At 51.8% G+C, this 23645-nt stretch carries 22 protein-coding genes and 1 riboswitch; of the genes, 13 read left to right on the forward strand and 9 right to left on the reverse strand.

Annotated features, from left to right (window positions below):
- Positions 1–121: 121 nt before the first annotated feature.
- Entirely contained in the window at positions 122–1267 is a 1146-nt protein-coding gene (locus ACLUXO_RS08630; RefSeq protein WP_412137208.1) for an SLC13 family permease, read from the reverse strand.
- Positions 1268–1859: 592 nt separating this feature from the next.
- Between ACLUXO_RS08630 and ACLUXO_RS08635 the strand changes: the two genes are divergently transcribed.
- From ACLUXO_RS08635 to ACLUXO_RS08655, 5 genes are all read left to right on the forward strand, one after another.
- Complete coding sequence (locus ACLUXO_RS08635; protein WP_013438957.1) at positions 1860–1994, forward strand: hypothetical protein; 135 nt, start codon at positions 1860–1862, stop codon at positions 1992–1994.
- A 121-nt stretch (positions 1995–2115) separates the two neighbouring features.
- Positions 2116–3027 carry an HNH endonuclease gene (locus ACLUXO_RS08640; protein WP_412137209.1) on the forward strand — a complete coding sequence of 304 codons (912 nt, stop codon included), beginning with the start codon at positions 2116–2118 and terminating at the stop codon, positions 3025–3027.
- A gap of 229 nt (positions 3028–3256) precedes the next feature.
- On the forward strand, positions 3257–4483 hold the full coding sequence (locus ACLUXO_RS08645; RefSeq protein ID WP_412137210.1) for a LysM peptidoglycan-binding domain-containing protein: 1227 nt from the start codon (positions 3257–3259) through the stop codon (positions 4481–4483).
- Between the two features lie 383 nt (positions 4484–4866).
- Positions 4867–7692 carry an EAL domain-containing protein gene (locus tag ACLUXO_RS08650; protein ID WP_412137211.1) on the forward strand — a complete coding sequence of 942 codons (2826 nt, stop codon included), beginning with the start codon at positions 4867–4869 and terminating at the stop codon, positions 7690–7692.
- A 137-nt stretch (positions 7693–7829) separates the two neighbouring features.
- Positions 7830–8288, forward strand: a complete 459-nt coding sequence (locus tag ACLUXO_RS08655; protein WP_412137212.1) for a hypothetical protein — start codon at positions 7830–7832, stop codon at positions 8286–8288.
- Between the two features lie 44 nt (positions 8289–8332).
- Here ACLUXO_RS08655 and ACLUXO_RS08660 read toward each other — a convergent pair whose 3' ends face one another.
- From ACLUXO_RS08660 to ACLUXO_RS08670, 3 genes are all read right to left on the reverse strand, one after another.
- Positions 8333–9094 carry an amino acid ABC transporter ATP-binding protein gene (locus ACLUXO_RS08660; protein WP_412137213.1) on the reverse strand — a complete coding sequence of 254 codons (762 nt, stop codon included), beginning with the start codon at positions 9092–9094 and terminating at the stop codon, positions 8333–8335.
- 3 nt (positions 9095–9097) lie between these two features.
- On the reverse strand, positions 9098–10681 hold the full coding sequence (locus ACLUXO_RS08665; protein ID WP_412137214.1) for an ABC transporter substrate-binding protein/permease: 1584 nt from the start codon (positions 10679–10681) through the stop codon (positions 9098–9100).
- 119 nt (positions 10682–10800) lie between these two features.
- Positions 10801–10976: riboswitch (Lysine riboswitch) on the reverse strand.
- 94 nt (positions 10977–11070) lie between these two features.
- Positions 11071–11697: a DNA-3-methyladenine glycosylase gene (locus ACLUXO_RS08670; RefSeq protein ID WP_412137215.1), complete on the reverse strand. Its 627-nt coding sequence runs from the start codon at positions 11695–11697 to the stop codon at positions 11071–11073.
- 82 nt (positions 11698–11779) lie between these two features.
- Here ACLUXO_RS08670 and ACLUXO_RS08675 point away from each other — a divergent pair, with 82 nt between their 5' ends.
- Positions 11780–12151, forward strand: a complete 372-nt coding sequence (locus tag ACLUXO_RS08675; RefSeq protein WP_412137216.1) for a DUF488 domain-containing protein — start codon at positions 11780–11782, stop codon at positions 12149–12151.
- Here ACLUXO_RS08675 and ACLUXO_RS08680 read toward each other — a convergent pair.
- On the reverse strand, positions 12138–12836 hold the full coding sequence (locus tag ACLUXO_RS08680) for an NAD-dependent protein deacylase (protein ID WP_412137217.1): 699 nt from the start codon (positions 12834–12836) through the stop codon (positions 12138–12140). The two genes, ACLUXO_RS08675 and ACLUXO_RS08680, sit on opposite strands and share 14 nt — an antisense overlap.
- Positions 12837–12951: 115 nt before the next feature.
- On the opposite strand from ACLUXO_RS08680, the gene ACLUXO_RS08685 reads away from it, so the two are divergent.
- The gene (locus ACLUXO_RS08685; RefSeq protein ID WP_412137218.1) at positions 12952–13431 is read left to right on the forward strand and encodes a hypothetical protein; all 480 of its coding nucleotides are present in this window, start codon (positions 12952–12954) and stop codon (positions 13429–13431) included.
- A 77-nt stretch (positions 13432–13508) separates the two neighbouring features.
- Here the strand turns inward: ACLUXO_RS08685 and cls are convergent, their stop codons facing one another.
- Both cls and ACLUXO_RS08695 read right to left on the reverse strand, forming a co-directional pair.
- Entirely contained in the window at positions 13509–14972 is a 1464-nt protein-coding gene (cls, locus tag ACLUXO_RS08690) for a cardiolipin synthase (RefSeq protein WP_412137219.1), read from the reverse strand.
- A gap of 1 nt (position 14973) precedes the next feature.
- Positions 14974–15918 carry an alpha/beta hydrolase gene (locus ACLUXO_RS08695; RefSeq protein WP_412137220.1) on the reverse strand — a complete coding sequence of 315 codons (945 nt, stop codon included), beginning with the start codon at positions 15916–15918 and terminating at the stop codon, positions 14974–14976.
- Positions 15919–15989: 71 nt separating this feature from the next.
- Between ACLUXO_RS08695 and ACLUXO_RS08700 the strand changes: the two genes are divergently transcribed.
- Positions 15990–16763, forward strand: a complete 774-nt coding sequence (locus ACLUXO_RS08700; RefSeq protein WP_412137221.1) for a ribonuclease H family protein — start codon at positions 15990–15992, stop codon at positions 16761–16763.
- A 764-nt stretch (positions 16764–17527) separates the two neighbouring features.
- Here ACLUXO_RS08700 and ACLUXO_RS08705 read toward each other — a convergent pair.
- Positions 17528–18484, reverse strand: coding sequence for a DUF1002 domain-containing protein (locus ACLUXO_RS08705; protein ID WP_412137222.1), 957 nt, complete (start codon positions 18482–18484; stop codon positions 17528–17530).
- Positions 18485–18652: 168 nt separating this feature from the next.
- Between ACLUXO_RS08705 and ACLUXO_RS08710 the strand changes: the two genes are divergently transcribed.
- The 5 genes from ACLUXO_RS08710 (at position 18653) to ACLUXO_RS08730 (ending at position 22942) form a co-directional block, all read left to right on the forward strand.
- Positions 18653–19489, forward strand: coding sequence for a glycosyltransferase family 2 protein (locus ACLUXO_RS08710; RefSeq protein ID WP_412137223.1), 837 nt, complete (start codon positions 18653–18655; stop codon positions 19487–19489).
- Positions 19473–20132 carry an alpha/beta fold hydrolase gene (locus tag ACLUXO_RS08715; RefSeq protein WP_300615489.1) on the forward strand — a complete coding sequence of 220 codons (660 nt, stop codon included), beginning with the start codon at positions 19473–19475 and terminating at the stop codon, positions 20130–20132. Before ACLUXO_RS08710 ends, ACLUXO_RS08715 begins: the two co-directional genes overlap by 17 nt.
- 93 nt (positions 20133–20225) lie before the next feature.
- Positions 20226–21227 (forward strand): ribose-phosphate diphosphokinase, encoded by a 1002-nt coding sequence (locus tag ACLUXO_RS08720; protein ID WP_412137224.1) that lies wholly within the window; start codon positions 20226–20228, stop codon positions 21225–21227.
- Between the two features lie 190 nt (positions 21228–21417).
- Positions 21418–22098 (forward strand): TetR/AcrR family transcriptional regulator, encoded by a 681-nt coding sequence (locus ACLUXO_RS08725; protein ID WP_013438970.1) that lies wholly within the window; start codon positions 21418–21420, stop codon positions 22096–22098.
- A gap of 10 nt (positions 22099–22108) precedes the next feature.
- Positions 22109–22942, forward strand: coding sequence for a hypothetical protein (locus ACLUXO_RS08730; RefSeq protein ID WP_412137225.1), 834 nt, complete (start codon positions 22109–22111; stop codon positions 22940–22942).
- A gap of 39 nt (positions 22943–22981) precedes the next feature.
- On the opposite strand, the gene ACLUXO_RS08735 is transcribed toward ACLUXO_RS08730, so the two are convergent.
- Positions 22982–23632, reverse strand: a complete 651-nt coding sequence (locus tag ACLUXO_RS08735) for a Crp/Fnr family transcriptional regulator (protein ID WP_270448399.1) — start codon at positions 23630–23632, stop codon at positions 22982–22984.
- Positions 23633–23645: the final 13 nt, after the last annotated feature.

Here is a 23645-nt window from a genome sequence, read left to right on the forward strand (position 1 = left end):
CAAATGACACAATTTGATATAATCTGACCCAATATTCTCTAACATTAAAAGGCAACTGAGCACTAGTTTTTTAGCAAAAAACGCCTCCAATAAGGAGACGCGCGAGAGATTTAATATCTTACTATAGGTTCAGCTTGACAATGACCCAGCCGATAAGGGACAGGATGATCAAGCCGGCGATCTGGTAGCCCAGCCACTTCGAGAAGAATTTCTTCTTGGCATCCTTGGAAGCGTGGGCGTAGAAGGTCCGCATAACCAGCATGTTGGCCATGGACCCGATTGGTGACCCGAAGCCACCGATGTTGGAACCCAGGGTCAAGGCTTCAGCGTACTTGGAGAACTTGCCGACCAGGATGGTTGATGGCACGTTGCTCATGACCTGGCTGGACAGGATAGACGTCCAGTAGGTGCTCATTTCCGTGCCGACCAGGCCGTGGATCAAGGTTACGACAAAAGGAATCTGTTGGATGTCGCTGATGAAGACGAAGAAAAGAGTGAAGGTCAGCAAAAGAGAGTAGTCAATGTGGAGCAGAATCTTCCAGTTGACGATCAAGGCCCAGATGATGGAGGCCAGCATCGGCATCCAGATTGGAACGAACTTGAAGACGCCAACGAAGAAAAAGCAGAAGATGACCGTGGTGATCATCGTCATTGGCCAGCTGACGTCGATTTCAACGACTTCCTGGGTCGGGATGTCCTTCTTCGGGATAAAGAAGAAGATGCAGAGAAAGACGACCATGGCCGCGATCAGGTAAGGCAGGGTCCACTTAAAGAAGGTAGCAGGCGCTAGGTGGTAGTTGGAGACCACGAAGATGTTGTGGGGGTTGCCCCATGGGGTGAAGGCCGCCCCGATGTTGGCCCCCATCCCGATCAAAGTGGCCGGCAAGATTTCCGGTAGCTTGTACTTCTTGGCGATGTTCAAGTACAGGGGAATCATGGTCAAGCAGGTGATGTCGTTACCCAGGAACATGCCCGAGAAGACGGACAAGAGAGTAAAGAGGAGGATCAGCTTCCGGGTGGAGTCAGCGATCGCCGTCAGTTTATAGGCAATGATGTCCAGAACGTGCAGGTAGCTGTAGACCTGGATCAAGACCAGCATGGTCGTGACAGACTCGATCGTGTGCCAGTTCATGTCGGCGCTACGCGGCCGGGCAAAGAAGAGACTGATGATAGTGATCACGATGGTGATCTGCAGAATTCGGTCGCTAAAAATTTTCTTTAAGGTAGTCAAAAAATTATTTGAACTTTTGCTTTTGGCGGCTTCCATATAAAATCCTCTACTCAGCTAGAATGGTGTTTACAAGATTTACGTAAAGTTAACGAAAAGCGAAAATGAACTTTACTTTCGTGTAGTTCCATTGTCAACCATTTTTCCCTAAATCTCAATAGTTCAAAATTAACGAACAAATGTTATTGAAAGGATGTTAGCGAAACGCGGCAGGCCAAAAATCCGGTTTTTTTAGCTGCTTGAAAAAATAGAAAACATTTGTAAAAGCGGTTTATTTGTTGATAATATGGGATTTATTCCGGAAAGCAAAAAACGGACTTTGCTACCTTTTTTAAGCGATTAAAACGTGTCGACTTTTTACACGGCTACAAAAAAGTCAAAAGCTTGCTGTTGATTTCTGAAATAATGTAAGCGCTATCTAAAACGGAAACAAGAAGCAACGATCAGGTAAAAATCCCCCTTGGACATTTTGCTAAATCCATTTAACATTTCTGACGGAAGATATTTGCCTTTGCTTTTAGCTAAAAAGGGCCTGCCGGGGCAAAGAAATGCCGAAAAGGCTTGCCTAACATAGGGAAAGAGGGGTATAATTACTACTGATTTTCGAAAATCGATGAAAGGATGAAGAGACATGTCAAGAAATATCCACACGGGTATCAACCCACACCGTCGTCCACGTAACGCTTCTAACGCTAAGGAACGCGTTGCTCACGCCGCTGCTGTGATCAGCTTCCTGAACCAAGCAGCTAAGGACGAAAACAAGTAATTTGTTTTTAAACAGACAATAAAGACTCTGGCTTTTGGCCAGGGTCTTTTTTTCGCCTGCTTTTTGCCTTATGATAGGAAAAAGCTAAGAGACAAGTAAGAAAGAAAACAAGGAGGCAAAAATGAAGTTTCAGTGCAGCAGCTGTGGTTTAAGACTGGAATCCCTGCATTTCAAGCTGCCCGGCCTGGTCAATGACCGCCTGGCCAGCCTGTGTGACATCTGCCGGCAGCGGGGGCTGGATCCGGCAGCTTACCCCAATCCCGTGGTCAAGCTGTTCGCGGCCAACCTCCTCTATGCCTTTGCGGGCAAGGACGGGGAAGCAAGCGGGGACTTTTTCCTGCCGGACTTAAAAATCCGCCGGTCCTACGAGGCTCTCATGCAGGACTATGATGGAAATGTCCTGGCCAAGCAGCAGCTGCCCAGAGAGGACTTCAACCGGGCCGTGATCAAGGCTGAGGATGATCCCAGCTTCTTTTTGCCAGGAAAACTCCCTTTCGCGGAAAAACTCCAGGCCTTAGGCCTCAGCGTTGACTTTCAGTTAAACGAGGTTGACTATATCGACCGGGAGCGGATCCGGGCCAAGTACAAGTACCGCTGCCAGTACTGCGGCCGGCGGGGGCGGAGCGTGGACCACAAGGACCCGGTCTCTGTCTCGCATGATAACAGCCTGGACAATCTGATTTTGTCCTGCAGCGAGTGCAACCGGATCAAGTCTAATATGCCTTATGACCTTTTCGTCAAGCTCAACGAGGAATTGCAGCCTTTAAACAAAAAGCTGGTCAAGTATGAGAACGCCCTGGGCCCCTTGGAAAAAGAATTCCAAGACCGGCGGAACATGCTGGCCGCCAAGGTGCATTTAAAGGGCGTGGTGAATGACCCGGAACTGGCCGCCATCCGCAAGGAAAACAAGCGCCTGCGGGATGCCATCGACAGCCTGGAGAGTGACTATGATGCGGCCCGCCGCTTGCGCGAGGACCACTTCAAGTTGGGCTGGAAGCTCTACCTGGCCCAGCAGGACAAGGAAATCATCTAGCTTTGATAACTTAAAGTTTATGCAGAGAACATTAAAAGTTAGACCAGGAAACTTTTTGCAGAAAAAATCTCCAGAATGTACATGCTTACAAAACTTTAAAAAGCGCTACAGGACAACTTGCAGCGCTTTTTTATTTTGTAACCAGACCGATACATTCCTGTAACAATTGAAAGTTATACTATAGATTGTTATCAAATCAAACCACATGTTAAAGGAGAAAAGACGTTTCATGAAGAAAAAGAACCTGTTGATGACTACTTTGGCAACTCTGAGTGCATCTGGCGCCCTTTTAACTACCGGGGCCAGCGCTTTGGCTGACAGCTACACTGTTGTTAAGAACGACACCCTGTGGGGCCTGTCAAAGAAGTACGGCGTTTCAGTAAGCGACTTGAAGAAGGCTAACGGCGTTTCCGGCCACTTGATCTACGTGGGCCAGAAGCTGCAGATCCCGGCTAAGTCAACTAAGGCAGTCAAGGCTGCTAAGGCAACTAAGACTAGCGCTTCAACCAGTACAGTTGACACTACTTCAACGACCCACACGGTCGTAAAGGGTGACACTTTGTGGAGTCTGGCTAAGAAGTACGGCGTTTCCGTAAAAGCTTTGATGAAGGCCAACAACTTGTCAAGCAGCACCATCTTGATCGGTCAAAGCTTGAACCTGCGGGCCGGTATGACTACTTACGGGGTAAACGGCGTAACTACCGGCTCAAGCTCAACTGCTGCAAGCACCAACACTGCTTCATCAACCAACACGACTGCTTCCAGCCAAGCGCCAAAGGCCAAGAAGAAGACTACTAAGGCGAAGAGTACCACTACTAACACTAGCAGCAATACCCGCACCAGTACTAGTGCCAAGGCTCAAAGCCAGTCAACTGCTTCTAACACCAGTGCGTCCACCACGACCAACACTAATACTGCAGCATCAACTGCTACCACTACTTCAAGCACTAACACTGCATCAACTGCCAACACTGCAGCAAGCACTAACACTGCGTCAACTGCTAACACTGCTTCAAGCACCAACACTGCAGCAAGCAGCAGTCAAGCAGTCAGCCAGGCACCAACTGGTTCAACTTCAACTGCAACCTCAACTGCCTCAGCCAGTGCCAGCGCGATCACTTCATACGCTTTGAGCTTCCTGGGCGTGCCTTACGTTTGGGGCGGGACCACGCCAAGCGGCTTTGACTGCTCCGGCTTGGTACAATACGTTTACAGCCACTTCGGCATCAACCTGGGCCGGACTACTTACACTCAGCAATACGCCGGCACTAAGATCAGCGTGGCCAGCGCCCAAGCTGGTGACCTCTACTTCTGGGGTTCATACGGTTCAGCCTACCACGTAGCCATTGCCCTGGGCGACGGCCAATACGTCATGGCGCCAGCCCCAGGCCAAAACGTGATGACTGGCAGCGTGTCCTCATACACGCCAAGCTTCGCCGTCCGCGTTTTAGGCTAAAAATTTCCTCATCGATATCAAACAGTTTAAGCAGCGTCAGCCAGCCGGCTGGCGCTGTCTTCTTTTGCCTAATCATAATTAAATGTGTACTGTTTTATTTATAATTACCCCGGTTTTAATTTCATATTTATTATAATATTAACCGGTTTTTTAAACCGAAAGCCTCTATAAACGCTTTTATAAAGGCGGGATGATAATTGTTCGGAAAATACCGCTGGAAATATTTTTTATAAATCTATAGAGGACAGGCTATAAACTGATAAGACATCAGTTCAAAAAAGCTTTTTTCCGGGCAAATATGGGCTATAATCTAAGGTAAAACAGGCAAAACACGCAATTTAGGGTAAGCCAACTTTTAGATTAGGACAGAGGATCGCGGGAAAATGACAAATACGGCTCTGCTTTATGCGCTGGGGGAATTCTTCTGCATGGCAATCATGCTGATCTTGACCGGCGCCTTAAAGCCAATTACAAATTACGGGAAAAGGGAAAAATGGCTGGCGGCATCGCTGGTCAGCGAAACCCTTTACTTTTTAGGAGACGCCCTGGATAAGCTGCAATTGGGCGGGGTCTTGCCGGCTAGTCAGGCGAGCCTGCTCTTTACCGGCACATATAAGCTGTGGATGCTGGACTTTGTCAGTTTGGCGGTCTTTTTCTACATTGACCAGTGCGGGGAATTCAGCCTGGCCGACAGCTGGCCTAAGCGGATGCTGGTCTGCTCGGTTGCCTTTTTGAACAGCATTTTTGAACTGCTCGTACTCTTGATCAATCCGGGCTGGCTCTTGACGGACCAGCTTCAGCCGACCCTGCTCTACAACCTCCTGCTTTTGCTGGTCCCCCTTCTGTATTCTTTGGCCGCCATTGGCCTGGCCATCAACGGGATCCGGCAGAGCCCCTCTAAAAATATCCGGCAGTTTTACCTGACTACGGCCAGCTGGCCGATGCTGCTGGTCATCTTCGGGGGCCTGGACATCTACGTTGGCACCTTTCCTTTCTACGCCTACGTGGCGACGGCCTGCCTCTTGTTCCTGGCCGTCTACCAGTTCAGAACCCTGGTCGACACTGTTTCCCTGGGCAGCTTGAGCAATATCAAGGGAAGGGAAAAGTTAAAGTCCTACTTGAAGAGCATCCAGCGGCGGGGAGCCAGCAGTGACTACTACCTCGTCTTAGTTGACATGAACGGGCTGAGATCGATCAACGACATCTACGGCCGCTCAGAAGGCGACCAGGTCCTCTTTGCCGTCAGCCAGGCAGTTGAGCAGTTAGCGGAAAAAATGCATGGCTTCAGCTGCCACTATGGTGGGGATGAATTTTTGGCCGTGGTCAAGCTGGCTGATGACGCGGAAGCCAAGCGGGTCTTTGACGACTTGCAGGAAGAAGTCAAGCACATGGCCAGCATCCAGGGCCTGCCAGTCGTCCCCCAGCTGGTAACCTCCGCTGTCCGCCTGGATATGGCGGAAGGGGATCTGACCGCGCAATTGCGGATCGCTGAGGAGAAGATCTACCACCAGAAGCGGGATCTGGACGGGGAAATGCGGGAAAACAACTTCTTCGTCGACAAGGTGACGGGCCTGCCCAACACCAACTACTTCCACAGTTTTGCCAGCTCCTACCTTAAGTCCTGCCTGGAAAAGGGGGACCAGCCAGCCGTTGTTTTGATCAATGTCAGCAACATGCAGGCCTACAACAACCGCTATGGCTTTGAAAAAGGGGACCAGCTCCTCTCACGGATTGCCCAGATTTTGCAGAAGTTTTTCGACGATGGAGTCCTGGTCCGCTTCGCGGAAGACAACTTCCTGCTGGCTACGGATGCCCCGGACCTCTTAAAGAGCCTGGAAGAGGCGGCGGCTGAAGTCAATAAGGTGACAGACGCCAGCATCCGGGCCGGGGTCTACCGCTACAAGGCTGCCAGTGAAGGCTTGATGACGGCGGTTGATAAGGCCAAGCGGGCCCTGCGCTATCTCAACAACAACCGGGCGGTGGTCTGCCAGGTTTACAACCAGGAGGTCAAGCAGGAATTTGAAAGACGGGGCTATGTCCTGGAAAACTTCCAGAAGGCCCTGGATGAAGGCTGGATCCGGCCATACTTCCAATTGGAAAGCCGCAGCTTGACCGGGCGGATCTGCGGGGCGGAAGCCCTGGCCCGCTGGGTTGACCCGAAATACGGGGTCTTGGGACCAGGCTTTTTTATTGAAGTACTGGAAGAGGCCCACCTGGTGCACAAGCTGGACTTGGCCATCATCCGCCAGGTCTGCGCCATGCTGGCCAGAAGAAGAGAGGAGCAGCAGCCTTTGGTGCCGATCTCGGTCAACCTTTCCCGGGTGGACTTCCAGGTCTGCAACATTTATGCGGAAATTGAAAAAATCCGCCGTTACTTTAACCTGCCGGCCAGCCTGCTGAAGATTGAAATTCTGGAGTCAACGGTGACCAGCAAGCCGCAGGAACTGCGGCAGGCCATCGCCAACTTCCATGCCAGCGGCTATGAGGTTTGGATGGACGACTTCGGCAGCGGCTACTCCAACTTTAACAACCTGGATGAGTACGACTTTGACCTCTTGAAGATTGATATGGTCTTCTTGCGGGACTTTGGCAGCCGGTCCAAGGCCAAGACCTTGATTTCCATTGTGGTTGACATGGCTAAAAAGCTGGGCCTGCACACTCTTTGTGAAGGGGTGGAGACCCAGGAGCAGGCGGATTTCTTGCGGGAAATCGGCTGCGAGCGCCAGCAGGGCTACTTATTCTCCAAGCCGATTCCGGAAGAAGAATTTTTGGCCAAACTGGCGGCGGGCAAGTTGGAAGACCCGGACAGCAACAGCTACTATGACAAGGTCAGCCAAGTCAATGTTCTCTTTGACCCGATGATTGACCGGGGCAGCCAGCAGACGGTCGGCATCAAGCTGCCGATCTGCATTCTGGAGAAGGGGACGGATGCATCTGTCCGCTTTAGCTTCATGAATGAGAGCTACCGGCAGGCCCTAAGGGACTTCGGCTACAAGGTTGACGGCTGGGAAGCAGAGGCCAACCAGGAATACCCATTCAAGCAGATTATCCTGGAATTGATGGAAGAAAGCCGGAAAAAGCCGGGCCCGGTCAGCCGGATTTTTGACTTCAGAGGCAAGCAGTACTTGCTTGAGGTCCGCTACCTGGCCCACGACCAAAAGAGCCAGCGCGACGCCTTCGTCTACACCTTTGAAGGCTTGGCCAAGTAAGAAAAGAAGATAAGCAAAAGACTTCCGCGGCGCGGAAGTCTTTTTTGATTCATTTGTAAAAAAGTGTAGTCTTTAACAAACTTTTGTGTATATAATTACTTCAAAGCGAAAAATGTGATTTTTATGGGGCAGAAAGAATGAAAAAGAAAATTGTTTTTGTTTTACAGCTGATTGCTAATGTCTACTTTGCTACCTGGCCTTTGCGTTTGATTGTAGACAATTCTCCGAAATGGCGTTTGTCTGGACCAGCCAATGGCTTTTTCGGCTTCATGGACCGGGTGGCCAAAAGTATTTCCTGGCCGCTCTTCCTGGTCTACCTGCTTTTGCTGCTAATGGTTGTGGTGGCCGTTCTTTGGACTTACTTCTTTGAACTCAAGCAAGACAATATAAAACAAGCTTGGCAGAAGGCTAGCTGGTTCTTGCAGCTGATAATTAATGAATTAGCTTGCCTGGGCTTGTCCTCGTCACTGACTATGCAGGTTTACGATAGTCAGCAAACATGGACGATTCTTGTTAACTTGCTCTTGCTTGCTATCGTAGTTATTTTTGCTTTTGCCTTGACGGAAAAATTTACTAACCGCGGGGGAAACAACTAAAGCGCAAATAAAAAAGCAGCCGTGAGGCTGCTTTTTGCGTGTAATTAAATTTGCGGGCCACGGAAGTTGGCTAAGAACTTCTGGGTCTTTTCGCTTTGCGGATGGTTGAAGATTTCATCCGGGCTGCCTTGCTCAGCCACGTAACCGTCGCTCATGAAGAGGACCTGGTCGGAAACTTCCTTGGCGAAGGCCATTTCGTGGGTAACCACAATCATGGTCAAACCAGTCTTGGCCAGCTTCTTCATGGTTTCCAAAACTTCCCCGACCATTTCCGGGTCAAGGGCACTGGTCGGTTCGTCGAAGAGGAGGATTTCCGGGTTCATGGAGATGGCTCTGGCAATCGCTACTCTCTGCTTCTGCCCACCGGACAATTGCCGGGGCTTCGCGTCAACGTAGGGGTCCATCCCAACAGTCTTCAGGTTCTCCAGGGCAATCTTCTTGGCTTCTGCCTTTGACCGCTTCAGAACCAGTTCCTGGCCGATCATGCAGTTTTGCAGGACGTTCTTGTTTTCAAAAAGCTCAAACTGCTGGAAAACCATGCCGACCTTAGACCGGTAGCGGGGGATGTTGTAGTTTTCATCCAGGATGTTCTGGTTATGGAAAAGAATTTCCCCGCCAGTTGGATCTTCCAGCAAGTTGATGCAGCGGAGCATGGTTGACTTACCGCCACCGGAAGGACCGATGACCGTCATAACCTCGCCCTTGTGGACTTCAAAGGAAATATCCTTCAAAACTTGGTGTTCACCGTAAGCCTTTTGCAGGTGCTGAACGTTTAAAATAATTTCATTATCCTTGTAATCAGCCATCTTTTACTTGTCTCCTTCCTGCTTGCCGACTTGAACTTGGTTGGCCATCATGTTGTAGTTTTCAGGACCTTCGATGTGCTTTTCAATCAAGTTGAAGATCCGGGTGATCGTAAAGGTCAAGAAGAGGTAGATGACCGAGATGACCAGGTAGGTTTGGAAGAACTGGAAGCTCTGGCTGGCAATCGTTGAACCAACGAAGAACAGTTCTGATACTGAAATGATGCTCAATACGGAAGTGTCCTTGATGTTGACGATAAATTCGTTGGTGATTGACGGCAGGCAGTTCCGGATGGCCTGCGGCAAGATGATGTTCCACATTCTCTGGTTGTGGGTCATCCCCAAAGCACTGGCGGCTTCAAACTGCCCCTTCGGCGTGGAGATGATCCCCCCGCGGATAACTTCGGCCAGGTAGGCCCCGGTGTTGATGGAGACGATGATCAAAGCGGCAACCGTTCTGTTCAGGTTGATGTGCCAGAACTGGGCGATCCCGTAGTAGATAACCGCGGCTTGTACCATCATTGGCGTGCCACGGAAGACTTCAACGTAGACGGACAAGAGCCACTTGCAGAAGGCTAACAGGCCCTTCTTGAACTTGTTCTTTGGTTCTGGGATAGTCCGGACGATGCCGACCAGCAAACCGATGAAGAAACCGGCGATGGTGCCGATTAAAGAGATCAAGAGAGTCATCCCGATCCCTTCCAGGATCATCTGCCCGTAGTTCTTCAGCATGGAAAGCAGCCAGTTTTCCTTCTTGGTGCTGGTCTGCGGCTGCTGCTGCACGGCTTCCTTCATCAGCTTGTTTCTTTCTGAAGTGGAAATGCCGGCCAAAACCTTGTTAACTTGGCTGAGCAGCTGGTCGTTGCCCTTCTTGACCCCGATGGAAACTTCCGCGTCAGAAGAGGAGACCTTGAAGCCCTTCATCTTGGACAGGTTGACCCCGGTGATGTTGGAGTCCACCATCTTGAAGGAGGTCAGTTCCGTGTCTTCAGCCACGTAGCCGTCGATCGTGCCGGCTTCCAGGGATTCCCGCATGGCGGCAAAGTCCTTGGAGGCAGGTTCGCGCTTGGCCCCTGGCAGCTGCTTGATCAGGTCGTAGTGCAGGGTCCCTTGCTGGGCAGTCAGCTTGGCCCCCTTGAAGTCAGTCAGGTACTTGGCCTTGGCGTACTTGCTCTGCTTGTTGACGATGACCACGAAGTTGGTGGTCCGGTATGGAGTGGTGAAGTTGATGGCCTTCCGTCTTTCCGCCGTCGGGCTCATCCCGGCAATGATCAAGTCGATCTTGCCACTGGTCAGGGCTGGCAAAAGCCCGTCCCATTGGGTCTTTTCCACGATAACCTTCTTGCCCAGCTTCTTAGCGATGATCTTGGCGATCTTGACATCGTAACCATTGGCGTAAGAGCTGGTCCCGTCGATCTTGACCGCGCCGTTGGCGGACGTGGTCTGGGTCCAGTTGTATGGAGCGTAGTTGGCTTCCATACCAATCTTCAAGGTGCCGCTGGCTTGCGCCGGCTGGCTCCAACTGACAGCTAAGACAAGCGTCAGGACCGCCGCCATTAAGGCGCTGATCCAGCTGCTATGCTTCTTCATCTGAATAAACCTCCGATATGCTTTTAGTAGTTATGAAATACAATAAAAAGCGGCAAAAAAGCCCCATTGCGGTATACAATGAGGCTTGCTTTGATTCTGTAAAATTCAGTATGAATACCAAAAATTATAGCGCTCCCTAGAAAACTAGGACAGTCTGCAGAATCTTCTCCTGCAGCCCAACCAACAGCGCGCACGACCCCACTGCTGATTTCGGCGATATCCCTTAATAACAAGGCTCAGCACTGTCAGTGAGCTCCCCTTGTGTTCGTGAACGATCGCGACCTCTATTGTATTGGATAATTTTTTAACTACACTTAGGCTAAATTACTTTTAAGAAAAAGTCAAGAAAAAATTAGTTTTCTGAATTTTTGTGATTGTCTTTTTCTTATTTACAGCCAGCCGTGATCTTCCGCCCAGTCCCGCTTCTTCATGCCAGAGACGTAGGGGTTGCCGGCCACGTAATAGCGCAGAGGCGCCTGGGCCCAGGCCGGGTCAGCCTGGACGATCCCGATTCTGGGCGAAGCAATGATTTCTTTAGCCGGCTTTTTCGCAGTCAAGTCAATAACGAAAGGGGAGTCCGCCAAAGGGGCCAGATCCCAGCTTCTTGACTTGATCCCCATGGCCTGCATTAATTTGGCCGGTCCATTGGTCAAAAGGACCCCGTCTTTGCCGCCCCGGTTTTTAAGCATTTGGTCCAGGCCCCAGACCGGCTCAATGGCCCGGATCAAGACCCCCTGGGGGTTGCCTTCCTCTTGGCAAGCTACGTCAAAAAAGACGTACTGCCGCTGAGAATAGATATAGATGGTCCCGCCTGTCCGCCACAGGCCTTCGTTGGCCTGGCTTCTTCTTCCCCCAAAGGAGTGGGCGGCCCGGTCCTTGACCCCCAGGTAGGCCTCGGCTTCAACGATATAGCCGCCGATTTTTTCCCCGCCGGCTTGATAGTAAAAAGGGCGGCCGATCAAGTCCCGGCAGATCTCGCTGGTGGGCCGGCCGGTGAAAAAATTTCTGTAATCCATTGCTTAATCAATCTTTCTACCTAAAATAAGAAATGTGGTAAAAGCTGTAGTAAAAACTATTATTAACAGAAAGCGTGCGTTTATGTCAACGATCAAAACTGTCCGTATCTATGCCAAAGAGCAGCCTGCCGGCTACCGGATCTTAGTCGACCGGCTCTGGCCCCGGGGAATTAAAAAGGAATCTGCCAATTTAGACGAGTGGCAGAAAGAGCTGGCCCCCAGCCGGGACTTGCGGACCTGGTTTAAGCATGACCCGGCCCGGTACCCGGACTTCCGCCAAGATTACCTGGAAGAATTGGCAGACAATCCGGAATGGCCGCCTTTCGTGGAGCATTTGCAAGAGCTTTTGCAAAAAGGGGACGTCCTCTTCTTGTACGGGGCTAAAGATGAAGAACACAATCAGGCCGTCGTCTTAAAAGAAGCGGCTGAGGAAGCTCTGGCTAAACTTCCTTAAAGACCTCTAAGGCGTCGCCGATTAGCTGCTTGATCCCTTGTGCCGGGATCTCAGTCAAGTTGACGGCCCAGATCTTGGCATCTTTTGCCGCGTAGCCTAAGAGACCGGCGAAGGGGTAGACAACGAAGCTGGTGCCGACAATCACGACCAGGTCGCTTTGCCGCATTTCCAGGATGGACTGGTTGACATTGGCCGGGTTGATCCCTTCCCCGTAAAGGACGATGCCGGGCCGGATGATGCCGCCGCACTCGTGCTTGTAGCCCTGGGCGTAGTCCTCATAGCTGACCTTTTGCTTGCACTTGGAGCAGTAGATGTCGTAGAGGTTGCCGTGAAATTCGGTCACGTGCTGGTTGCCGGCCTGCCGGTCCAGGGTGTCGATGTTCTGGGTGATCAGGGCCCCTTTTTCATTGCAGATGGCCGCGATCTTTTTGTGGATCAGATTTGGCTTAGCGTCCGGGAAGTACATGTTTTGCATGACGAAGTCGTAAAAAAGCTGAGGCCGGTCATAGAGAGTCTCCTCGCTCAAGATGACTTCCGGGGGCTCGCTGACCCCGTTGTAGATGCCAGTCTTAGACCGGTAGTCGGGGATGCCGGAGTGGGTTGACACGCCCGCCCCGGTCAAAAAGACGGGGTGCTTGGCGTTTTTTAGGTCTGCTTTAAATTCCACAAGTTTTGCTTGGTCCATTTTTTGCCTCTTTCTTAAGAAAAAACAGGCTGATGCCTTTTAATTCTATTATAAGCGCTTGGTTTGCTATAATTAAGCTACTAGTTGCAGAAGATATTATATTTGAGGTGAATCCATGGACACGTTATTTTACTTGGTCGTCGACACCCTGCTGGCGGCCTATGCCGGCTACAGCTGGTACAGCCAGGCTACGGTGATTCTGCGGGCCCGCTGGCGGATGACGGCGGTGGTCATGCCGATCCTATTGGTCTGGCTGGGGGCCAGCTGGGGCTACCTGGACCTGGGAACTCCCGGCTTCATCGTCTTCCTGGCCCTCTTCATTTTGACGGGGATCCTGGAAGCCACGTCGGGCTTTGCTGACAAGCGGGTGGTTTTGAGCGGCTACTTCCGCCGGACTTTGAAATACAGCGAAATCAGCCAGGTGATCCTGACCGCGGCGCCGCCGGAAGTGGGCGACCTGTCGATCGCGGCCCTGGAAACCAGCCGCCACCAAATCTACTACCTCCGCTTCAACAAGCAGGCCAGCGATGTGGTCTCTTTCTTGATGCAGCGCCTGGAACGCGGGGTAAATATTGACGTAAGAAAAATGGGTTAGTCGCGTGACTAACCCATTTTTATCTGCGCTAAATTTCTGTTTTCTTGTTTTATTCTCTCTTGTTTTCTTGTCCTTTTTTACAAAATCGGAGACAAGAGACGGGAGAAGTTCTGCAGGGACCGCAACCAGCGGGACTGCTTCTTGATCATCTCCGGCGTGAGGAGGGTTGACTGCTCCATGTCCTTTTCAAACTGGTCGGACATCTCCTTGTTAAAGGCCCGGTCGTAGACGAAGACATTGTCTTCAAAGTTCAAGTCATAAGACCGGTAGTCCTGGTTGACGCTGCCGACAGTCGCGTACTTGTCGTCGACGATAATGGTCTTGGCATGCATGAAGCCATTGTTGTAGGTGTAGACCTTGACTCCGATCTTGACCAATTGGTTGGCGTACCACTGGGTTGCCCGGTAGATGAAGGGGTGGTCCGGCATGCAGGGGATCATGATCCGCAGGTCAACCCCCGAGCTGGTCAGGATCTGCCAGGCGGCAATCATGGCCTCATCTGGAATCAAGTAAGGAGTCTGGATCCAGACCCGCTTTCTGGCCAGCATCATTAAGCGGACCAGGCCGTTTCGCATGTAAGGCTCGTCGTTGTCGGGGCCGTCAGAAACGACCTGGACGGCCATGTCGCCCTTGGAGATGTCGTTTTCATCCAGGTCAGGGAAGAGCTTCTCGTCAAAGCTGATCAGTTCTTCTTCCTTGACGGCGGAAGCGTTCCAGTCCATCACGAATCTTTCCTGCAAAAGCAGGGAGGCTGACCCGACCAGGCGGAGGTGGGTGTCCCGCCAGTAGCCGAATTTTTTCTTCCGGCCTAAGTACTGGTCGCCGACATTGAAGCCCCCGGTCCAGGAGATGACCCCGTCGATAACTACGATCTTCCGGTGGAGGTGGTAGTTGATCCGGTTCCGGGAAATCATGTTTCTTGAGGTGATGAAGGGCAAAACGTCCCCGCCGGCTTCAGTCAGCTGGTTGAACCAGCTCTTGGAGGCCCCGAATGACCCCCAGGCATCGTAGAGGACCCGGACCTGGACCCCCTCCTTGGCTTTTTGGATCAAAAGCTTGAGGAATTCGTTGCCGATGGCGTCGTTATAGATGGTGTAGTATTCGACGTTGATGCTGGACTTGGCCTGGCGGATATCGGCGAAGAGGTCCCGGAACTTGGCATGCCCGTCGGTGTAAAGCTTGAGCTTGTTGTTTTTGGTAATGGGCGACTCCTGGTCCTTGTCCAGGTACTTGATCAAGATATGGGCGCTGGGGGATGTGTCGCTTTGGTCAATTTTCGCCGGGGCCTCGGTGATCATTTTTTGCACGTTGGAGAGGCCGATGTGCTTTTGCCGGTTGATGGCAAAAAGGTTTTCCTGGGAAATCCCCCGGCCGACGAAGCCGTAGATGATGAAGCCAACTACGGGCAGGATGATCAAGACGATCAGCCAGGCCCAGGAGGTGGCCACGGACCGCTTTCTGTGGAAGACGGTCCAGAGGGCCAGGATGGCGTTGGCGAAGAAGATGATGTGCCAAATATCGATCCAAGAGATGGCAGTCAATTTAAATTCCTTTCTTGATTTTGTCTAAGCCTAAAAAACGGTCCAGGATGCCGATGACGAAGGGCTCGTCATGCATCTGCGAGTGCTCGGCGTTGTCGCCGCGGACCTCGACTTCCTGGTAGTAGACCGCGCCCGGGGCCAGGATATAGCGGATACTTTTGGCGGAAACCACGGAGATGAAGCGGTCGGAATTGGTCGTGTCCAGGACGTTGCCGTAGATGTTCAAAACCCGGATGCTGGGGCTGAAGTCCCGCCGGTGGCGGAGCATGTAGGAATAGTGCGGGGTCATCATGCTGGGCCGGCCGCTTTCCGTCAGGCGGTTGACATTGGGGATGTCGCCCAGGTACATGACTCCGTTGAAGGGGCCGGCGATCAAAGCGCAGCTGGCCAGGTGGGGGAAGTTTTTCCGCTTGGCATAGCGCATTTCCGTAGCAACCACGCAGGGCGAGCCCAAGGAGTGGGCCACGGCGCTGTAGCGCGTAAAGCCGTATTTTTTGCTCAGAAAAGGCAGGATGAAGCTGAGATAGTAGTTGATGGCCTGGTAGCCGGCAATCCGGTCCTTGAAGGCCAGCTGGATGATGGGCTGCTTGTCGCCGGTATAGCAGCCGGTCAGCTTGATCCGGCCGGTTAAGTCAGCCTCGACTTTCAAAAAGCGGGCGTCCCCTTTTTGCTTGAGGGCGTCTTCAACCATCACCCTGGTGGTGTAGTCCCCGCCGCGGAAGCCATGGACGTAGATGATCGGAACCTGGTTAGAGCCGCTGGCCTGGTTTTCAGCCAGGTCGCTGACCCGCTTGCCCCGCAGCTTCAGAAAGATCCGGAAAGGCGGAAAGCTTGCCAGGATGCCCAAGAAGAACATCATAGCCAGGGAGTGGTCCCGGGGATCGGGATTTTTGCCGCGCTTTTTTTCAGTTTCTTCAGCATACTTTTTAGAATTAAAAAAGAGCACAGTCGCCCCTCCTTTCTCTGATACAATTGCTTTGTAAACATCATACCATTTTAGCAGAAGAGAGGGAGCAGATGAAAGTTTATGTTGTTAAAAAAGGCTACCGGCCAGGAATCTACCACAGCTGGCCTGAGGCCGAAGAGCAGGTCAAGGGCTTTCCCGGGGCAGAATACAAGTCCTTCAGCAATATAATGGAGGCCCTGGACTACCAGCAAATGGACCCGGAAGACGCCCTCAAGGCCTTGCAGGGAGCAGAGGACAAGCTGCAGGCCGCGATCGCCAAGGTCAGACAGGGCGGAAGCAAGAAAAAGCAGGCTGAAAGCCAAAAAGAATTTGCGGCAAGTTCGAAGTATGCCGCCCACATTTTTACCGATGGGGGCTGCCGGAACAACGGGACCCACAAGGGCGGGCACGTGCAGGCAGACGACAAGGCAGCCTGGGCTTATTTGATCGAATACGGCGGCCAGAAGCTGTCCGCCAGCGGCGGCCGCTTTGGGGCCACCAACAACGAAATGGAAATGACTGCTTTTTTGGAAAGCTTGAAGAAGCTGGAAGAACTGGGCTTAAATGACCAGCCCCTCTTGTTCTCTTTAGACTCCCAGTATGTCATCAAGGCTGTCAGCGACAACGATCAGGGCCCGGCCTGGATCAAGGGCTGGCAGAGACGGGGCTGGAAGAAGGCAGACGGGTCACCTGTTGCCAACCGCGAGCTCTGGCAGGAGATTGCCAAGGAAATGGCCAAGTTTGCCCAGCCGGAATTTGAATGGGTCAAGGGTCACGCTAGCAGTGCCGGCAACAACTTTGTCGACGGCCTGCTCAACAAGTACATGGACCAGATGCAGAAATAGAAAAATCATTTGTGATGACTTAATGCACAAAAGACCAGCAGATGTAAACAGCAACTATTATGGTTTGGCTACGTAAACTACGGGGCAGAATTTTGCGATTTATGGTTTGGCTACGTAAACTACGGGGCAGAATTTTGCGATTTATGGTTTGGCTACGTAAACTACGGGGCCGGATTTCGCAATTTACGGTTTGGTTACGTAAACTACGGGGCCGGATTTCGCAATTTACGGTTTGGTTACGTAAACTACGGGGCAGGATTTTGCGATTTACGGCTTGGTTACGTAAACTATGGGGTAGAATTTTGCTTGTTGACGAAACTGTTCATCTTTACATATCAAGCCAGGACGAAAAAATGCCCCCGGTTGAATGACAATGTCATTAAGTTAAGGGATTGCCATTGACCATAAAGTGGTTCTAAATAAAAACTTGTTCAATATCACGCCGTTTGGGTATGATTCTTGAACAAGTTTTTTATTTCTGCGCACGACAAAATTAGAGTCTGTAATTGAAAACTACTGCACTTTTTGGATGTATGTTACGATTGTAACTTCGGTTAGACCTGGTCATCCCGATATACATCGAAATCATATACAGTAACTCCTCATAATCCTTCTTTAGCCATCCAGCACTTCCGCGTTTATTTTTATTCCGAATCCTACAAAAGTCAAAAGAACTGTACTACCCAAATTTTGGATAATACAGTTCTTTCTTGATGTCAATCCCTTAACTTAATGACCCCGGTTGAATAATCAGGGTCATGTTTTTACTTGCCAAAACTGGAGAAGAGGCTGGTAAAGAAGTTGACGATGGCGTCCCAGAGCTTCTGCAGGGCATTGCGGTTTTCGCTGGTGTTCAGCTTGGCAAAGATCCCCTTGGCGCTCTTCTGGATGGCGCTCATGGCCTGGCTGGCCTGCTGCTTGAAAGAAGAGGAGTTGAGGGCGCCGGAGTCCCGGATCTCAACCAGGATGTTGACGATCTGCTGCTTCTGTTCGTTGGTGATCACGTTGGTCAGATTGTTGTTTTCGATTTGGTTGTTGACGATCGTGATAATCTGGTTCTTGGTGATGTTTGAGCCTTTTTGGGCCATTTCCTTCTTGGCCCCGGCTACGGCATTGTTGAGCTGGGCGTCAGAGTAGCCGTCCTTGCCCTTGTTTTCCTTGGTGATCCCGCTTAAGGTGTTCAATTCGTCCTGGGCCGCGGTGATCTGCTTCTGGTTCAGCTTCTCCCCGCTCTTGGCGTAGGCCTTGTAGATCCCGGCCAGAGCGCCGGAACCATCGATCGGGATCGCGGAAGTGACGTAGATGTTGGCGTCAGTGATCCCGGCCGTTACCGCCGCGTTTCGGTACTGGTTGGCGGTGATAGTGGTGATGTTGTTTTGCCCGTTGTAGTTGAGGATGCGGACGTTGATCCCGCTGCCAGAGCTGGTTTTCTCAATGGCAGCACTGGACCAGACCCCGGAAGAGGAGGTAAAGGAGCTTCCGGACGGGTTTAGGTAGGTAACCAGATCGCTGCCCGTTACCGTCAAGGTATTGTAGCTGCTGGAGTCGCTGAGGGCCCCCTTTAAAACGTCCAGGGTGCCTTGCTTCTGGCTGGCAGTTAATGAGGTCCCCAGGGTAATAACCGGGGTGGTGTCTTCGGCGGCAGAGACCCTGCCGGCCGCTAAGCCCAGGCCCAGGAAGAGGGCACAGGCCGTAATGATTTTCTTGATTTTCGTGTTCATTTTGATAAGTCTCCTTGCTTTCTGCTTTCATGCTCCGCCTATAATTATACTAGAGTTTGTTTTGGGGGTAGCTCCCTTAGCAAAAATTTAAGCAGGCCCCGGCTGGCGGCAGATTCCTGGCGAAGATGATATAATGAAAAGGATGGATTTGGAGAGGGGGATGCGGCTTTGCGAGCAAATGCTGACTTGAAGCTGACGGTCATCATGACTGTTTACAACCAAGAGAAATACCTGGCCAGAGCCTTGGACTATTTGCTTGAGCAGAAGAACCAGCAGTTCAAGCTGCTGGTCATTGACGACGGCTCGACTGACTCAACCGCGAAAATCGCGGCCAGCTACCAGGACCGCTTCCAGGCCTTCGACCTGGTCAGCAAGGCCAATGAAGGGGTGGCCGCCGCCCGGAACTTAGGCCTGGACATGGTTGACACGCCGTATTTTATTTTTCACGATGGAGACGACTGGGTTGAGCCAGACTACACGGATTACTTTATCAAGGCTTTTGACCGCCACCCGGACGATGACATGGTAACCTGCGGTTATTATGTCGACCAGGCAGGGAAGCCGTCCGTGCCGATTACTAAACCGGTTGAGGGGGAATTGACCCGGCTTGAGGCCGTGTTAAAGGTCTTGGGCAGTGCCCATTCGCCGGTTAAGGGCTATACCTGGAACAAGTGCTACAAGACCCAGCTGGTCCGCCGCCTGCACCTGCGCTTTAACGAGGACCTGGACTTGATGGAAGACCAGGTTTTCAATATTGACTATCTGATGCAGACGGAGGGCTGCTACTACAGCTCCGTGCCGCTCTATCACTACTGGCAAAGAGCCGACAGCGCGGTGCACACGGTCAGCTGGGACCACTTCTGGAGCATCGTGGGGGCCAATATTTCGATTTACAAGAGCATTTTTTCTCACTTGTGGCAGAAAGTCCTCAGCAAGCGGCCGCAAACCCAGGAATACCAAGGCAGTTATGTAAGGGAAAGGATCAAAGATGATCATCAAAGTTAATGGAGTCGATCTTTACTACCAAAAGCTCGGTCAGGGCCAGCCCCTGATCCTGCTGCACGGCCACCACTTGGACGGTGGAATGTACAGCAAGGTGATCGCGCCTTTGTCACTGTATTACACGGTCTATACCCTGGACATGCGGGGGCACGGCTTAAGCGGCGGCGACGGGGCTGAGCACTACCAGACTGAAGTGGAAGACCTGGCCGTCTTCATCAAGGAGCTGGGCCTGGAGCGGCCTTACGTCTTTGGCTATGACTCCGGTGGCCTGGTGACCCTGATGCTGGCCAGCCAGCAGCCCGATATCCTGGGCAAGGCAATCGTGGCCGGGGTCTTTATCGACGGCCGGGGGATCCACAAGTACCACTACTTGACTGAAGGGGTCCGGCGCTTTCTCCGCTTTGACCGCGATAGCCGGGTGGAGCTTACCGAATCCTATATGGAGCCGGAAAGTCTAGAGCAGATCAAGATTCCGGTTCTCTGCGTGGTCGGGGAAAATGACTGGGTCAAAGTCGAACATGTCCGCTGGTACAGCAGTTTGATTCCAAATGGCCGCCTGGCCTTGATGCCGCGGCAGACCCACGATTCCTACGTGGTAGACAGCTTGAAGATTTTGGACTTGATCAAAGATTTTTGCAAGGAATAATGAGAAAAAGGCCGATCAAAGCCGAACCTTTGCTATAATGTTACTGTAGATACAATAGATTCTGTTAATGAGAGTGTTTCTAAGGGGCTCATGATGACATCAATTACAAAAGAAGAAATTCATAAGTTGCTCAACCCGATGAAGGTGATCGGGCTCGGCGGCAATCCGCAATTGAACGAAAAGGTAGCCAGCACGCTGGGCGTTCCTTTGATCGAAACGACGGTTCACCACTTCAGCGACGGTGAAATCCAGGTCAACATCGCGGAAAGCGTCCGGGGCTGTGACGTCTTCGTCATCCAGTCAATTCAAGATCCAGTCAATGAAAACTTCATGGAACTGGAAATTGTCCTGGATGCCCTCCACCGGGCTTCAGCCCACACGGTCAACTGCGTGATCCCGTACCTGGCCTACTCTCGTTCCGACACCAAGACCCGGTCCCGGGAACCAATCACGGCCAAGCTGATTGCCAACCTGCTCCAGCTGACTGGGATCGACCGGGTATTGACCATCGACTTGCACGCTTCCCAAATCCAGGGCTTCTACAACGTGCCGGTTGACCACCTGCACGCGATGCCGCTTTTGGCCCAGTACTTCCTGGACAACGGGATCGCGTCCAAGGATGACGACGACGTGGTCGTTGTTTCACCAGACCACAGCGGGACCAAGTTGGCCCGGGTCTTCGGCCAGTACTTCAACGCGCCGATTGCCATCGTTGACCAGCGCGGGGCCCGCTACGATGACAGCGTCCACGACATGATCGGTGACGTTAAGGGCAAGAAGTGCATTATCGTTGACGACTTGATCGACACTGGCACCCGCTTGGCTTCATCAACCCGGTCAGTCTTCGCTGCCGGCGCGACCAAGGTTTACGCGGCTGCTACTCACGCCTTGCTTTCACAAGACGCGATCAAGATCTTGAATGGCTTGCCGCTGGAACAAATCGTGGTTACGGATACCATCAAGCATGAAAAGTATCCTGACCGGATGGTCCGGATCTCAGTTGACCGCCTGCTGGCCAAGGGGATTGACCATATTTACAACGATCGCTCAATTCACGACATTTTTGATGAACAAAACCGCTTCACCAAAGACTAAGGCGCGATCAACCGGGAGACCGCTAGCGGTCTCCCTTTTTTGTTTATGTTGTTTCTATTGTTTTTGGGAATGTGACTTAATAAAACAAGAAAAATAACAGATTTGGATAAAAGCAAGTGTTATTGCTGTAATTAGGCAAGGAAATCTTGCTATAATTTTATTAACTTTTACAGAGAGGATGAGATGATCGATGGCAAGAAGAAAGAACATGCAGAGACGGCGGGAGATCTTGGACAACACCTTCCGTTTGATCAGAGCCAATGGCTTTGACCATGTTTCCTTGCAGATGATCGCGGAGAACTCGGGAATTTCCAAGTCTCTGCTGCAGTCTTACTACCCCCACAAGGCAAGACTGATGACTGACATTGTCAGAAACCTGTTCAATACTATGTGGGACCAGGTAGAAATAAACTATCACGCGCCAAAGAAGAACCCCTTCACCCGGGTGGACGCTTTAATCTACACGATCGCGACTTTGGGAATGACGGACAAGGGCCTGGACCGGGTAATTACGGAGGCCTTTACTGACCAGACTTCTTTGGACAACTGGAGCCGGATGCTGGACGAATGGATGAAGTCCCACAATGCTTTTTCCGAATACAGCAACTACCAGGAAATCCGGACCGGGATTGCCTTTATCATTACAGGGGTTGGCCGTTTGTATCGTGACCGGGAAAAGCACGGTCTTAACGCCGAACAAATGGCGGACTACTCAACCAGTTCCCTGATGTACGGCTTTTTGCACGCGGATCCTGCGGAAATCGACGCCGTATTGGAAGAAGGACACGGGATCATTGACGACAGCAACATTGGTGAGGTCCACCACGCGATCGACACCATGTTTGACGAAGGCAAGGTAATTTACAGTTAGGAGCAAGCGCATGGCAGAAAGTTCCGGAACGCACAGACGAAGGAACAACTATGAAATCGTGGACAACGCGTTAGAATACAAGCGTCCCTTGGCCTTTATAGCTTTCTTGTTGCTCAGCTTGCTGCTGGCCACGGGAACTTTCCTGAATCCTGCTTTTATGAAGGAGACCATCAAGACCGACAGCAACACGGTCGTGGTCAGCCAGCAGGTCAACAGCCACTTCAACCGCCTGGCCACGATTGTCAACGGGTCCAGCGATGAAAAGAACTTGATCTCTGATGACCAGGCCAGGGAAGTTGCCGACTTGATCATCGACTACAAGTATGGCTGGCACTTTATCCATACCAGCAATCTGGACCTGGCTAAGGACATCAAGGCCGTGATCTTGAAGAAGGAGCAGACGGATACCGACCAGGTGACCGCTATCCGCAAGAAGCTGAAGAAGCAGAGCGATTCTTCAGTCTACATCGTCAGCAACGCCTTTGACCTGGCCACGGTCATGTTAGAGGCCAACTTGATCACGATCATCCGGATCGTCAACCTGCTGGTGATCCTGCTCTGCCTGGTGGCCGTAGTCTCGATTTTGCGGGAGGCTTTTGCCAGCCACACCAAGCGGGCAGTGGTTCACGACATGACAGCCGGGCTGATGTGGACCGCCTTTTGGTTCATCCTGGTTTACGGGCTCTTGGCCATGGTGCCGATCTTTATGGACACTTCGGTGATTACCGTGGCGGACCTGGGCTACTGGCTGGAAATCGCCAGCGGGGTCTTCCTGGACTTCGTGATCGCCGGCGTTATTTTATACGTGGTCAGTGCCATTCCATGGCAGGCGACTTCAAGATAGTAAAAAGGCAAAGCCGTTGGGCTTTGCCTTTTTAGTTTGCTATTTAAGGATGGTGATCTGCTTGCCTTTGGCGGCGATGTAGCCATCCTTTTTTAATTTGGAGAACTCCCGGCTGAGAGTTTCAGGGGTGATGCCCAGCAGGCTGGCCAGGTCCTTCTTCTTCAAGGGAAGGGTGAAGGTATCGGAGCCGGCTTCGTCAGCGTAGTCTTTCAAGCTGGCGTAGAGGCGGGGGCCAGCTTCCAGGCTGTTGCGGCGCATGGCGTTCTTTTGCGCGCTGACCAGGCGCTTGCCGAATTCATTTAAGAGATGCAGGGAAAGCTCCGGGGACTTGAGCAGGAGGTCCTGGAAGTCAGAATAGTTGATGGAGCAGGCCGTGCTGTCTTCCAGGGCTTCGATGAAGAGGTCATCGTTTTCCGTGTCAAAGAGGTTTTCCTCCCCGTTGATGTCGCCTTCCTGCATCAAGCTGAGGACCTGCTCATGGCCGTCGGGGCTGAGGCTGTAGACCTTGGCCCGGCCGGAATCCAGGGACATGACTGACAGGCGGCCGTCGCCCGGGGCGTGGATCAAGCTCCCTTTTTTAAAAAACTGCTGGTGGGTCGAAATGTGAACCAAGTCCTGGCGCAGGTCCAGGGGGAGGTTCTTAAAAATCGGCACGTGGCTGATACAATTTAACTCGTCGTGTTGGTGCATAGTTGTCTGTTTT

This window comes from Lactobacillus delbrueckii subsp. bulgaricus, assembly GCF_046938665.1.
Taxonomy (GTDB): domain Bacteria; phylum Bacillota; class Bacilli; order Lactobacillales; family Lactobacillaceae; genus Lactobacillus; species Lactobacillus delbrueckii_C.